Origin of the sequence: Arcanobacterium sp. S3PF19 (assembly GCF_000758825.1) — a bacterium.
Taxonomy (GTDB): Bacteria; Actinomycetota; Actinomycetes; order Actinomycetales; family Actinomycetaceae; genus Arcanobacterium_A.
Genome location: NZ_JRMX01000014.1, coordinates 120,459 through 133,055, shown reverse-complemented (window position 1 = coordinate 133,055; position 12,597 = coordinate 120,459). Strand labels below are relative to the sequence as shown.

Annotated in this window: 13 protein-coding genes; 10 read left to right on the top strand and 3 right to left on the bottom strand. The window is 57.2% G+C overall.

The genetic code is table 11. From position 1 onward, the window contains the following. The first annotated feature begins 34 nt into the window (after nucleotides 1–34). The gene (locus HMPREF1631_RS07105) at nucleotides 35–193 is read left to right on the top strand and encodes a DUF4177 domain-containing protein (protein WP_156956238.1); all 159 of its coding nucleotides are present in this window, start codon (nucleotides 35–37) and stop codon (nucleotides 191–193) included. A 116-nt stretch (nucleotides 194–309) separates the two neighbouring features. Continuing rightward, nucleotides 310–3,693, top strand: a complete 3,384-nt coding sequence (locus tag HMPREF1631_RS04925) for a hypothetical protein (RefSeq protein ID WP_052047125.1) — start codon at nucleotides 310–312, stop codon at nucleotides 3,691–3,693. 113 nt (nucleotides 3,694–3,806) lie between these two features. On the opposite strand, the gene HMPREF1631_RS04920 is transcribed toward HMPREF1631_RS04925, so the two are convergent. Further along, on the bottom strand, nucleotides 3,807–4,484 hold the full coding sequence (locus HMPREF1631_RS04920) for a Crp/Fnr family transcriptional regulator (protein ID WP_034233060.1): 678 nt from the start codon (nucleotides 4,482–4,484) through the stop codon (nucleotides 3,807–3,809). A 166-nt stretch (nucleotides 4,485–4,650) separates the two neighbouring features. On the opposite strand from HMPREF1631_RS04920, the gene nth reads away from it, so the two are divergent. Next, nucleotides 4,651–5,349: an endonuclease III gene (gene nth / locus HMPREF1631_RS04915; RefSeq protein ID WP_034233058.1), complete on the top strand. Its 699-nt coding sequence runs from the start codon at nucleotides 4,651–4,653 to the stop codon at nucleotides 5,347–5,349. Nucleotides 5,350–5,353: 4 nt separating this feature from the next. Here nth and HMPREF1631_RS04910 read toward each other — a convergent pair whose 3' ends face one another. Next, nucleotides 5,354–6,262 (bottom strand): alpha/beta fold hydrolase, encoded by a 909-nt coding sequence (locus HMPREF1631_RS04910; RefSeq protein ID WP_034233055.1) that lies wholly within the window; start codon nucleotides 6,260–6,262, stop codon nucleotides 5,354–5,356. A 2-nt stretch (nucleotides 6,263–6,264) separates the two neighbouring features. Further along, nucleotides 6,265–7,725: a hypothetical protein gene (locus HMPREF1631_RS04905; RefSeq protein WP_034233054.1), complete on the bottom strand. Its 1,461-nt coding sequence runs from the start codon at nucleotides 7,723–7,725 to the stop codon at nucleotides 6,265–6,267. A gap of 185 nt (nucleotides 7,726–7,910) precedes the next feature. On the opposite strand from HMPREF1631_RS04905, the gene HMPREF1631_RS06845 reads away from it, so the two are divergent. From HMPREF1631_RS06845 to HMPREF1631_RS04870, 7 genes are all read left to right on the top strand, one after another. Then, nucleotides 7,911–8,927: a hypothetical protein gene (locus tag HMPREF1631_RS06845; RefSeq protein WP_156956237.1), complete on the top strand. Its 1,017-nt coding sequence runs from the start codon at nucleotides 7,911–7,913 to the stop codon at nucleotides 8,925–8,927. Then, nucleotides 8,928–10,151, top strand: a complete 1,224-nt coding sequence (locus HMPREF1631_RS04895; protein WP_052047122.1) for a TadA family conjugal transfer-associated ATPase — start codon at nucleotides 8,928–8,930, stop codon at nucleotides 10,149–10,151. Between the two features lie 7 nt (nucleotides 10,152–10,158). Beyond that, a complete protein-coding gene (locus HMPREF1631_RS04890) occupies nucleotides 10,159–10,836 on the top strand; it encodes a type II secretion system F family protein (RefSeq protein ID WP_034233052.1) in 678 nt (225 codons plus the stop codon). A 2-nt stretch (nucleotides 10,837–10,838) separates the two neighbouring features. Next, on the top strand, nucleotides 10,839–11,372 hold the full coding sequence (locus HMPREF1631_RS04885) for a type II secretion system F family protein (RefSeq protein WP_052047120.1): 534 nt from the start codon (nucleotides 10,839–10,841) through the stop codon (nucleotides 11,370–11,372). A 236-nt stretch (nucleotides 11,373–11,608) separates the two neighbouring features. Further along, a complete protein-coding gene (locus tag HMPREF1631_RS04880) occupies nucleotides 11,609–11,797 on the top strand; it encodes a DUF4244 domain-containing protein (RefSeq protein ID WP_052047169.1) in 189 nt (62 codons plus the stop codon). A gap of 72 nt (nucleotides 11,798–11,869) precedes the next feature. Further along, the gene (locus HMPREF1631_RS04875) at nucleotides 11,870–12,238 is read left to right on the top strand and encodes a TadE family protein (RefSeq protein WP_034233050.1); all 369 of its coding nucleotides are present in this window, start codon (nucleotides 11,870–11,872) and stop codon (nucleotides 12,236–12,238) included. Then, entirely contained in the window at nucleotides 12,235–12,597 is a 363-nt protein-coding gene (locus tag HMPREF1631_RS04870) for a hypothetical protein (protein WP_034233048.1), read from the top strand. The genes HMPREF1631_RS04875 and HMPREF1631_RS04870 overlap by 4 nt, the downstream gene beginning before the upstream one ends.

Here is a 12,597-nt window from a genome sequence, read left to right as displayed (position 1 = left end):
TGTTCTTCTCTTTTCCGTGCCATACCCTTGAAATATGACTAAATGGGAATATGCCACGGTTCCGCTTTTGATTCATTCGACGAAGGCTATTTTGGACAATTGGGGTGAAGACGGCTGGGAGCTGGTGACTGTGATCACGGGCCCGGAGGGAAACAACCCCGTAGCTTATCTGAAACGCGAGAAAAGCGAGTAAAATCGCGTCCCGGTTCTGTTTTATCCGCGTTTTTGGATTTTATCCAAATCTTGCGCGGAGCCGGGAAATACTGCCACAATAAGGGCATCCTAACTTTTTCTATTATCGGAGTTTAGATGCACTTTAATCATAAAATATCCATCTCCGGACGGCGCGGGGCAGCCTGCTTTGCGTTTCTGGCGGCGTTTTCCATGGGGTTTGCCCCGCTCGCGCAGGCGGATGTCTCTTCCCCGTCGGCACAGCCGGAAAAGCATGCGGGACCGGATGATTCAAACGCCCGCAAATGGGCGGGAATAGACGGTAAACGTTACCAGGACAGCATCCGCAAAACGTTTCGCATCACCTATCCCGACGCGGGAAGTATTCCCCCGGTTTCCTGCGACGTAACCGGAGATACGGACAACGACATGATTTTTCTCGATACGAAAAACAAAAAAATTCATGTTGTGCCCTATATTCCCTACGGCTCGGACGAAAAGGAAGTGACGCGCAAAATAAGCCAACAGCCCGGTGCGCTGCATATCGATCTTCCCGAGGGAACCGGGGAATACAGACTCGCCTGCGTAAAACAGGAGCGCGGGAAAAAGGCCGTATTGGCCGTGGCAAACGGAACCAAAATCTATCTGAGCACGTCCGAAGCTTTGGCAACGGGCAGATTTACCCCTTCGGCCACCTATACTTTCAAACACGAAGTGCAGGCAGTGGCTCCCATGACTCCCGATGTCGGGGAAGTGGGTATGCTTGCCGTGACCAACGGCACTCTGTATATGTTCTCCAAACTGAAGAAGAACGGGGAAACGGTAAACGGCAATCTGACGGTAGACAAAAGGTGGCCTCTGGGCGCGGAAGAAAAAGAACCGGTTACCCTCACCCCGCTGGGCGGCGTTTTTGGCGATGAGGAAGACGGCTATCCGGTCGGTGTGGGAATTCCCGGAAAAAATCTGGTGTATGTGATTTCCACTGATGCCGAAGACCGGGAATCTGCTGCCAACGCGGGCACGGTCGTTAAAGCGCAAAGCGGTGCTTTCGGCACTGCCCTTGTGGGAATCGGGGATGTGAACGGCGACGGCGTGGACGATTATGCGGTTGGCGCCCCGGAGGCAAACGGAAATGCCGGCGCGGTGGCGATCATCTACGGCAGTCCGCGCATCGTCGGAGACATCACGGTGAAAGTGGATTCCGCCGACGACAAGCCCGTGCTTCGCGGCGGAAAAGCGGCGGGAACTCTGATACGCCAGGTAAACATGGGAAAAATCGGAACATCTTTGGCATATATTCAGCAGTATGACCCGGATAATCCGGGTGCGCTCGTAATTTCCCGCCCGGTGCACGAGGAACATCCCGGAGCCGTGATTGTAAGTGAAAAAGTTCTGAACAAAAATTGGAATACGAAGCGCGGTCTGGACGAAATCCCGCAAAACAGGATCGCATTCCTTGCCAGTGAGGAAGGCGGGGCCGGCGACGGCGGATATTATGTGGGCACGGTTCCCGCTTCCGACAGCGACAACCGGCTGCCGGGCGTTTATACCGCAGACACAAAAGGCAAAGTGGATGTGTGGACGGTTGATATGCGCCGGCAGAATAAGACTACGCCGCCGGTAAAGCCGCAGTATCCGCAGCCGCCCGCGCCCTCCGCGGCAGAAGCGTACAAACCCGTCAACGAAACGGACCGAAAATCGTGGCTGGGAGAGTTTACCGCAGGCCTGGGCGGAGCCCTGGCAAGAGGACGCTGCGACGTGACCGGTGACGGAAAGCCCGATATCGTTTCGGGAAACGCGGTTCGTTCCGAATATAAATTCGATCCGTATTACGAAAGCAGCACGCCGACCCACGGCTGGGTGTTTAACGTTACGGGTCAGCTGCAGATCATCCCGGGAGGCACGCCCGGCGGGAAAACATGGAGCACAGACGGCATTATCAGCATCAACGGACCGCGCGAAACACCCGATCCGGCGGTGGATGCAACACTCGGACTGACTGTTGCGTGCGCCGGGGATGTGAACGGCGACGGCGTGGGCGATATCATTGCCTCCTCCGGCGGTATGGGCAAAGTCTGGGTGATTTACGGCGGAAAGGATCTGGCGCTCACCGATCTGAACAATCTGACTCCGCAGCGCGGATTTGCCGTCAATATGCCCCCGAATAAAGGTGCGGCCGGCTTCCAGGTGACCCGGGTGGGAGACCTGGACGGCGACGGTCTTGCCGACGTCGGCTTTGTGCTGGCAAATACCGCATTGGCTGCGGATACGCCGGGGCAGTACGGCACGGCTTTCGTTGTGAAGGGAAACAAAGACGGGCATAGCGTTGACCTGACGGCACCCGAGAAAGCGAATCGGGATGTGATATGGCAGGTGCGTACGCCGCAGGGCCATACGCTGAGTGCTTTTAGCCCGATCGGGGATGTGAACGGCGACGGCGTGACGGATTATGCGCTGGCCGATTTCAACTATTTCGTTGCCAAGAAGAAGACAGTGCCGGGAATGGCATGGGTTGTATACGGGGACAAGAGCCTTAAACAGGTGGATCTGGGGAAGGCATTTTCCGGCTATACCCTGGAGATGTCCGATGATGCTTCCTATCGTCTGGGAGCGGGGAATTCCATTGCGCCTGCCGGGGATGTGAACGGCGACGGCGTGGGCGATTTTGTGATCGGCTTTGACGGCGGGGTGGTTTCCAACCAGAACGGCGGCGGAATTGCCCTGGTTCACGGGAGCAAAGAGGCAGGCACGAAAGTGCGGCATCTTGATCCGGCAGATATTTCCAAGAGCGACAAAAACACGGCTTTCCTGACAGGCGTATCCAAGGAAAGCGGATTCGGCTATGCCGTCGACGTGCTTCCGGCGTCGAAAGACAATCCCGATGCGCTGGCTGCGGTCGGTGCGTACGCGCAGGGCGAAAACGGCAGCGCCTATGTTCTTCGTCTGCGTGACATTCCCGCGGGCGTGAGCGCGGTAGACAAACTGGGAAAGAAAGTAACCGTGATTGCCGATTCCGGGCAGAAGTCGCGTTTCGGCCGTTCGGTTGCTTTCGTCGGTGATGTGCTCGGAAAACCGACCCTGGCAGTCGGCGGGGACGCCGTGATCGACAATGCCACGAGCGGAGAGCAGGGTTATGCCCACTCGGCGCACATTCTGGCTGTTGCGGTGCAGTCCGTGACGCCGAAAGACGACGGAACGGGTGAAGGAGGCGGAACCGGCGGCTCGGGATCGGGCTCCGGCACCAATCCAAGCGGAGAACCGTCCGGGGAAACCAATCCCGGAGGAACTTCGGGCGGAACAGCCGGAACGGGAACTGCGGGAACGTCTCCTGCAGCGGGCAAGGGTCCGGCAGCGGGCAGAGGCGGTTTTGCGGCCGCACACTTAGGAGCCGCAAAACCATCTGCGCTGACAAAGCTGGAACGCACCGGTGCGGCCGTGGCGGGGATCGGCGTGACTGCGCTTGTTTTGATACTCGGCGGCATCGCTGCCCTCAGACTGCGTCAAAAGGAACGGGAACAGTGAAATAACGGTTTCCCAAATACAGTAATCCGGCTTTTCGGATGCCAATTGATTTGGTGTCCGGAAAGCCGGATTTATGCGTATTTCAGGAAAGAAATTCGGGAAATGCCGGTATTTCAGTGCGCGCGGCGCTGGAGACGTGCCACCTGGATCAGCAGTACCGCACGGCCTTCGAGCCGGATCCAGCCGCGGGAAGTGAAATCCGCCAGAGACTTGTTTACGGTTTCGCGCGAAGCGCCCACAAGATGCGCAAGTTCTTCCTGCGTTAAATCGTGGGCAACGTAAATTCCCTCCGGGGTGCGTTCACCGAAACGCTCCGCCAGATCCAGGAGTGCTTTTGCCACGCGGCCGGGAACGTCGGAAAATACGAGATCGGCCATCTGCTGGTTCGTGTTCCGCAGACGCAGGGCAAGCTGGCGCAGCATGGAAATGGCCAATGTGGGGTGCTCTTCGATATAGGTATGCATCTCGCGGTGGGAAAGCACATACAGACGCGTGGGGGCAATGGCCGTTACCGTGGAAGAACGCGGTTCCAGATCGAACAGGGAGAGCTCACCGATAATTTCGCCCGGGCCGAGCACGGCAATCAGATTTTCGCGGCCGTCGTTTGCCATATGCGAAAGTTTGACTTTTCCCTCCGCGATCAGATAAAGGCGATCGCCGTCGTCACCCTCCTGAAACAGCGATTCCCCGCGTTTTAACGAAGTTTCCGACATTAATGCGGCAAGGGCCCGGCAATCTTCCTCGGTCAGCCCCTTAAAGAGCTCTACCCGGCTCAGAAAATTGGCATCCATGCGATTTCCTTTCCTATCATTTTCACTAAAATAAAAGTCTAATTTCTAGCATAAACTTGTGTGAGAGGTCATATCAAGTCCCATTTTGCCACGTTACGAAGAATTTATCAGCATATAAAAACCGTTTTTTGAATTATGCTTATGTAGAAATGTTTTAAGGAGCTTCATGGCAGGAAAAGAAAAATTTCCCCCGCGGGAGCGTTCGTTTAAGGCGCGCAGGGAACGTGCACTGCGGATTCTGCTGCGCCTGGGGGAGGTTTATCCCGATGCGCGCTGTTCCCTGAATCACCGCAATGCCTTTGAACTTTTGGTGGCGACCGTCTTATCTGCGCAAACCACGGACGAGAGGGTAAATTCGGTTACGCCGCAGCTGTTTTCTCTTTTTCCCGACGCCGAATCAATGGCGGCGGCCGAGGAAAACACACTGCGGGAAATTCTCCGTCCGATAGGTTTCTTCCGCACGAAAGCGCACTGTGTGAAAACGCTGGCGCAGACGCTTTTGGAAAAATACGGCGGAACCGTTCCCCATACCCTGGAGGAATTGGTACAGCTGCGCGGAGTCGGGAGGAAAACGGCAAACGTGGTATTGGGGAATGCGTTTTCGGTGCCCGGAATAACCGTCGACACGCACGTGGGAAGAATTGCCCGCCGGTGGGGGTGGACGCGGCAGACGGATCCCGTGAAAGCGGAAATGGAATTAAACAGACTGCTGCCGCCAAAGATGTGGACGGTTTCCTGCCATCGGATCATTGCCCACGGCAGAGCGATCTGCCATGCGCGGAATCCCAAATGCGGTATCTGCCCTTTTTCCGATTTATGCCCCTCGTATCCGCTGCTGTCCGGGACGGCTGCGCAGACGGCCTGAAACATTACAGTCTGCCGAGAAAATCGATGATTTCGCGCGTGACGGCTTCCGGCTGTTCTTCGTGCGCAAAATGCCCGGCGTGGGGTATCTCCGCAAACCGGTAGGTTCCGCGGGCAAATTCCAGATCCCTGTGCCAGGCGCGCGCCGGCAGAAGCGGGTCGAGAACACCGCGAATGGCGAGTACGGGAAGCCGCACGGGATTTGCCGATTCTTTCAGATAACGCCGTCCTCCCGCGGTATGCTGTGAAAACAGAATCCAGTGCAGCTGGTCCAGAGGCTGTTTTGCGCCGCCGGGCAGACGCATTGCCTGCGTATAAATATCATAATGCGCCGCTGCCCCGAGGTTGCCGGGCGCGGACCACTGCTCCAGCATTTTTCTCATTTTCTGCGGATCGCGCAGACTTCTTTGCGAAAAATCGGTGAAGAGCGCTTTCAGTGTCTGCCGCCATGTGCGCAGGGTGAGGTGCGTGCCGATTCTGTGCAGGGTCCGCGGGTGAGGTGTGGAAACGGTGATCAGTCCCGCGCACAGCTGCGGATATGCGCTTACGGCAGACCAGCACAATGCCCCTCCTCTGCCGTGTCCCGCAAGAACCGCCTTTTTTGCTCCCAGAGAGCGGATAATGCACGCAAGATCATCGGTCAGGATAGAGGCGTCTGCGCAGTGGGGTGTTTTGTCCGATCCCCCGAATCCGCGTAAATCCACTGCCGCCACGTAATATCCCGCTTCCGCAAGGGATTTGATCTGATTGCGCCACGCCCACCAGTATTCGGGGAATCCGTGGACGAGCAGTATCACCGGCGAGTCGGCACGGAAGGATCCGGCTTCCGCGAAATGGAATTGGGCCCCGTTTGCCTGTATCAGACGATGTTCCCAGGGTCCGGGAAGTGTGATGCAGGAGTTGTCGGCGGGCACGGCTACTTTGTGTTTTCGCTGTCGTAGGAGGCGAGGAGAAATTCGCGTTTCGTGACTGCCTGCGCGCGTTCCGCCCCGCGTCTGCGCGCGCAGTGGGCCGCAAACGCGGCAATGAAAACGGCGAAGCCGAAGACGGCGATTCTTCCCGAGCCGAGATCCAGATTCAGGTGATGCACAATATTTGCCGTGAAGGCACTGTGCGAACCGATGGCCCGGTCAAGTCCGTCAATCAGATGTTTTGCCGTTTTGGGTATAAACAGTGCCACAAGACCGGCTATTCCCAGAACCGCTCCCCACAGCTGGCCGCCAAGAGTGGAAATACGGGCATTGAAGATGACAAATCCTGCCACAATAATTCCCGCAACCAGCTCAAGCAGGTAAGTTATCTTTACCGATCCCGTTTCCCACGGGTTGTTTTCCACAAGGGAGAGCCGGATACCGGCGTCGGATATCAGATACCAGGCAACGGGGATCAGAATCAGCGTGAGGAAGAAAATTCCCGTGTGGGCGGCTCCGCGTCCTTTGGGCCGGGCGGGAAGCGGTTCGATGTCTTCCGCAGCGTCTTCGGCTGCCTGCGGTGCGCTTCCTTCTGCGGCAGAAGGCGCGTTCACGCCGAATGTATCGGCAAATCCCGGAGTCGGGGGAACCGCAAAGGGCGAGACGGGTTCCTGCGGTTCGGCAGGTACGTTCATATCGGAATGCGCCGGCGCCGAATAGGGATCGGATACCGGCTGTGCGGAAAATCCGGCGGACGGGCTTTCCCCGGCGGCGGGAGCAGTGTATGTGCCGACTATATCGCCCAATGTGGCATTGGCCCTGCCGGGGTCGGCGTCTTCAGACGGATTTTCCGCAGGTGTGAAGACCGGGGCGGGTGCGAAAGGCGCGGGCGCCTCCGGCGCAGGAGCGGCTTCAGTCGGCCGGGCGGAGAAAAGTCCGTGTTCTTCCGGGAGGGAATGTTCCTCGGGAAGAGAAAGGTATGTATCTTCGCCGGAGTGCCCTTTCGCAGACTGTGTGTTTTCTTCCGCGGGTGTGAAGACCGGGGCGGGTGCGAAAGGCGCGGGCGCCTGCGGTGCAGGCGCAGGTGTAGGCTCGGGCGCTGAAAAATTATGCTGCGGCGCCGGCGGTTCGGCAGAAACGGATGCTTCCGGCGGAACCGGGGGAAGAGTGCCGAAAGTATCTGTGTCCGCTGCGGCGTGCGTTTCTCCGTTTTCCGCGGGATTGACCAGATAACGCCCGCCTATTCCTTCTTCGGCCGGTTCTTCGGCAGAAGCGGCGCTCTCGGCGGTAAAAACACGGTCCCAAACCAACGGGTCGGCTTCGGGCAGAGGAAAATCTCCCTCTGCCGCAGGGTCGGCATTGGCAGAGCCTGTTTCCGTTTCCTCCGGGATCGGGGCGAGAAGCCCGTCGTCATCCGAAAACGGACGGTTTTCTGCTGAATTATACGGATCGGTTGGTGTAGACACTGTTTCTTCTCCTCGTAACTGTTCCTGTACAAAACGCTACTGGCAAATGCGGGGGAAAATGATTATTTCGTGCGGCGTGGCGGGAAATGCGCTTTGTTCCGCCGGATTGCCTGTGGAAAAGATTTTTATCCACAGATTTTTATTTTCCGCTTTCGGTATGCGCCGGCCGGGGCATTGTATTTTTTATGAATCATGTATCATTGCAGCCGCAGACGGAATTATATTCAATTGTTTACTGCGGGACGGACGAAACCGCGTTTCGTGAATTAAACAGACTGGCTCAGCTGGTCGGGCGGGAAACCGTACGTGTGCCCCCAAACGGAAGAGATGAGGGGATCTTGCAGTTTACTTCCCAAAACTGCGGGGAAAATGAGGTTAATGCGTCTTTTCACAGGCTGTTTGCCCCGTATTTCGCAAAAGGCCGGGTGAAACTGAATTACCTGCGCGAAACTGCGGAAATTTTGGAACTGATGGCGGCGGTGGGCAGTGCCGTGCGGGGCAAAATTTTAGGTGTGGTGGGCGCCCGGGGAGGTCTGGGAACTTCCCTCACTTCCCTATGGCTGGCGAGGATTCTCAAAACATGCGCACAGCGGACGGCGGTAATTGATCTTGATCCCGTTTCCGCAGGTCTTGATGCGCTCGTCAGCGAAGTGGGCTGTGCCGGGAAACGGTGGGCTGATCTGAGCGGGAGCGGTGCGCTGCTGGCGGGAAGATTAAATGAATCGCTTCCGCTGTGGAAAGGCGTGCGGATGCTGAGCGCGGACGAACGCGGCGCCGTGCGTACCGACGACGATTCGGGCAGTCTTGCAATCAGTGCCCTGTCGCAGGTAAACGACTGGACGGTGCTCGATCTGCAGCGACAGGCTTTTGCCCCCGGTTCGCCGGGCGCGGCATGGGTGGAATGGTGTGATCTGATTGCGGTCCTGTGCGGGACGGACATCATGTCCCTGCTGAAAACAAAAATGCTCCTGGAAAAGATACCCGCGGGAAAGAGTGTTTCCGTACTGCTGATGAACGGAAAATCGGGCGGCAGAAAAGCCGATGCGCGCGAAAAACTGTCTCTGGCGGAAGTGTTTCCCGTGCGTTACACGCGCACAATGGACGGAGACATCGCCCACGGCCTGGCTCCCGGAGACAGAAAGAAATCCGCGACGGCGCAGGATCTGAAGCGGTTTTGCGCCTCGTTTCTGGGCGTGGCGTAAATGTTTTCCGAAAACGGGATTTTTTCCGAAAACGCCGCCCCCGCTGCGAAACGTTTATCCCGCACAGGGCAGAATATGCGTGAGGCTCTGCATAATTCCCGCAAACTTGCCGAAATCAGAAAGAAACTTGCCGCCGGGGAAGACATGAGTTCCGCAATTTCGGAAATCCCGTTGGTCTTTACCTCGGAATTGGCCGATGTCTCGGAGACGGTACAGGAGGATCTGCAGGGTGCGGGCAGTACAATCACCCCTCTTCTGAACGATCCCGCAACCACAGATGTGCTGGTGAACGGGCCAAATCGGGTATGGGTGGACCGGGGAAACGGACTCGAGCCGGTAAAAATATCCGATCCCCGGCTGGAAAGCGAAGCCGGAGTGAGGGCTCTGGCGGTTCGTTTGGCGGCCGGCTGCGGGCAGCGTTTGGACGACGCGGCGCCGATTGCGGACGGAACATTTTCCTCGGGAATGCGTCTGCATGCGGTACTTCCTCCCCTGTGTGCGGAAGGAACGCTTATTTCACTGCGCACACAGCGCCGCCGAAAACTGAGTTTTTCCGATTTGGTGCGCTTAGGGGCAATTCACCCCGAACTGGCGGAAGTGATCGAAAAAATGGTGGAAAAACGCGCAAACGTGCTTATTTCGGGAGCTACCGGAAGCGGAAAAACAACTGTGCTGGCGGCACTGCTCGGGCTCGTGCCGCACACGGAACGGATTTTGGTTATTGAAGAATCTGCTGAACTATATCCTTCCCATCCCCATACCGTGCATCTGCAGTCGCGAAATCCGAATGTGCAGGGGAAAGGAGAAATCACGATGAGCGATTTGGTGCGCGCGGCAATGCGGATGCGTCCGGATCGGATTATTTTGGGAGAATGCCGCGGACCGGAGGTGCGCGACGTGCTGGGTGCGCTGAACACAGGGCACGAAGGAGGATGGGCAACGATTCACGCAAATTCCGCGCAGGACGTTCCCGCGCGTCTTGTGGCGCTGGGCGCACTTGCCGGGATGAGAGAAGAAACGGTGGCGGCCCAGGCGGCAGCGGGATTGGATGCGGTTGTGCATTTGCGCCGCCGGGGCGGAAAACGGTTTGTGGCCCAAATATCCGTATTGGAACGGGAACACAGGGAACTGCGCGGGCAGAAAGCTTTTCAGGTGGACGGAAGCGGAAAACTGGAAACTTTTTCCCCGGCGGGAGAGCTGCTGGCGCGGCTGGATATGGAGTGAAATCGCGATGTGGGTGCTGCTGGCGGGTGTGTTTGCCGTTGCGGTTATCGGCGGGGAATATCCGGGAAGGCTTTCCCGCACACGGCGGTTTTTCCGCAGACGGAAAAGACGCGGGGCAAAAAAAGAGGAAACGGATATGGGAATGCTGATTACGGAGGTGGCAACGCGGCTGCGCGCGGGTGCCTCTGCGGAAAAAGCATGGGCGCAGAGTCTTCTCAGACACGGATTCGTGCCCGTACCCGAAATGCCCGTGCTTACGGAAGAGGGTATTCCGCGCTGTCTGGAAGAAATTTCGAAACTGAATCCGCTGCGCAGGCGTCTGCGTCGGATTCCCAAATCCGTGGAAGACGCTCTTCCCGCCACTTTCGCGGTCTGCACACTGGCGGCACGCACGGGTGCGCCGATGGCAGACACTTTGGATTCGTGCGCTTTGGAAATCACACTTGCGGCAGAGGCAAAGGCGGCCCGGCAGATTGCGCTGAGCGGTCCCATGGCTTCCGCGCGGCTGCTGGGCATATTGCCCATCTTCGGTCTGCTGACCGGCGTGGCTCTGTCTGCCGATCCGTTTCGTTTTCTGCTCTGTACGCTGCCGGGGAAAATATGCCTGGTATTTGCGCTGCTGTTTGAAGCCGCGGGGCTCATTTCCGTGCGGATTCTTGTGCATCGGGCACTGAAAGGGGAATAGAAATGTTTTTCGTGCCGGCTTCTGTTTTGGCCGTACTGCTTTTTTCCCCTTCTCCGGTTTTCGCCGCGCGGCATCTGAAAATGTGGTTTAATCCGCGCCGGTCCGCCGTTGACGGGGGAATGTTGGCGGCGTTGGCAATTGCCGCTCTGGAATCGGGGGCTTCCGTTCCCCGTGCGCTGCGCGCGGTGCATATGTCGCTGCCCGACGGGGGCGGAAGAAAAGGAAGAACGCTGCGTGAAGTTTCCAATTCTCTGCTGTTGGGTGCGCAGTGGGAAGAAGCATGGGAAGATATCCCGGCGGAATTCCTGATTCTGAAAAATGCTCTCGCCCCCGCCTGGGAAGACGGTGCCGCCCCGGTCCCCCTTTTGGAAAGAAGCATAAAAGCTTTTCGGCTTATGCACGGCAGAAGGCTGAAAACAGCGGCCGCAGAATTGGGGGCGAAACTGGCCGTGCCGCTGGTGGCGTGTTTTTTGCCCGCTTTTCTGTGCGTGGGCGTGATTCCGGTTATTGCTTCTTCGGCAGGAAAAATTTTCTGACCCAATCCCGCATCCCCACTTTTCGGCAGAGCGCACGGTTGGCATCGTTTTGCGCGGAAGAACTGTTTTTTCCGGCAGTTGTGCACATCTGCGCAAAAGTCTGCCGCGTTCCACAGAAAAATTTTTTCTCCGCGTGCATCCCGGGGAAAATCGGAAAATTAAACAGTCATCGGCAGATGGCGAAAAACAACGGTACGGAAAGTAAAACACTTTCCGAAACACAGAAGGAGAAGAAAATGATTCAACGCCTGTTTAAAAAGGTACGCAGGGTCTCGCAGCGCACGGAATCGGGCATGGTTTCCGCCGAATACGCATTAGGCACCGTGGCCAGTACGGGAATCGCCGGAATTCTGATCTGGCTCTCGAAACAGGATTGGCTGCGTGAACTGATTGCCAATATATTCCGTTCGCTTCTCGGAATTTAAAATCCGCCGCGTCGGTTTTGTGGCAGGCAGCCGCACGGGTGCCTGCCACATTCGGAACGAAAGTGTTGTGAAGTGAAAGCATTAAAAACGAAAATCGGTGAACCGGGAATGGTGACTGTGGAATTTGCGCTGGTGATTCCGCTTTTTGTGCTGGCGGCTCTGTTTTGTTTCAGTGCCCTGCTGCAGTTTGCCACGGCATTGGATACGGATAACAGTGCCCGCGAAGTGGCACGTGCCGTGGCTTTGGGAAAAGACAGGCGCACGGCATGCACGCTGGCGGAAACGAAAAATTCCGCTCCCGTGAAAAAATGCACGGTGCGCATTGCGCACGGCATAGCGACGGTAGAAATAGAAAAAGCGGGGCGGGGAGTTTTCTCTCTTCTCGGACAGAATTTTTCCGCCATGCATAAAGTGGCTGTGGAACCGGGAGCGGGTAAATGAGATATTTGCGTGTAACCGAGCGCGGTTCGGCCACACTGAACGCGGCACTGATTATTGCGGCAATGGTTTCTTTCACGCTTCTGCTTGGCGGATACGCCCGGATTGCCCTCTATTCGGCAAGGCTGCGCAATGCGGTGGATTTAACTGCCGTTTCCGCGGCCCTGCTGGCGGAAAACGGAGAAACACCGTCGGCGGCGTGTACCCGGGCCAAAGAACTGCTGCGCGGCAGCATGCCCGGGGTGGGAATGATCCGCTGCGCGGCCGAAGGGGAAAACATTCGCATAACGGCATACCGGGCAGGCCCGGGCACGGTTTTCACAGGGCAGACAAAGGTCACGGCGCTTGCCGGACCGGAATAA

What these genes read in the sequence shown, in the direction of transcription:
- HMPREF1631_RS04870 (WP_034233048.1), top strand. Translation starts at nt 12,235, where the DNA reads ATGAGATATTTGCGTGTAACCGAGCGCGGTTCGGCCACACTGAACGCG.
- nth (WP_034233058.1), top strand. Translation starts at nt 4,651, where the DNA reads ATGGCAGGAAAAGAAAAATTTCCCCCGCGGGAGCGTTCGTTTAAGGCG.
- HMPREF1631_RS04920 (WP_034233060.1), bottom strand. Translation starts at nt 4,484, where the DNA reads ATGGATGCCAATTTTCTGAGCCGGGTAGAGCTCTTTAAGGGGCTGACC.
- HMPREF1631_RS04890 (WP_034233052.1), top strand. Translation starts at nt 10,159, where the DNA reads ATGTGGGTGCTGCTGGCGGGTGTGTTTGCCGTTGCGGTTATCGGCGGG.
- HMPREF1631_RS04895 (WP_052047122.1), top strand. Translation starts at nt 8,928, where the DNA reads ATGTTTTCCGAAAACGGGATTTTTTCCGAAAACGCCGCCCCCGCTGCG.
- HMPREF1631_RS04880 (WP_052047169.1), top strand. Translation starts at nt 11,609, where the DNA reads ATGATTCAACGCCTGTTTAAAAAGGTACGCAGGGTCTCGCAGCGCACG.
- HMPREF1631_RS07105 (WP_156956238.1), top strand. Translation starts at nt 35, where the DNA reads ATGACTAAATGGGAATATGCCACGGTTCCGCTTTTGATTCATTCGACG.
- HMPREF1631_RS04885 (WP_052047120.1), top strand. Translation starts at nt 10,839, where the DNA reads ATGTTTTTCGTGCCGGCTTCTGTTTTGGCCGTACTGCTTTTTTCCCCT.
- HMPREF1631_RS04925 (WP_052047125.1), top strand. Translation starts at nt 310, where the DNA reads ATGCACTTTAATCATAAAATATCCATCTCCGGACGGCGCGGGGCAGCC.
- HMPREF1631_RS06845 (WP_156956237.1), top strand. Translation starts at nt 7,911, where the DNA reads ATGAATCATGTATCATTGCAGCCGCAGACGGAATTATATTCAATTGTT.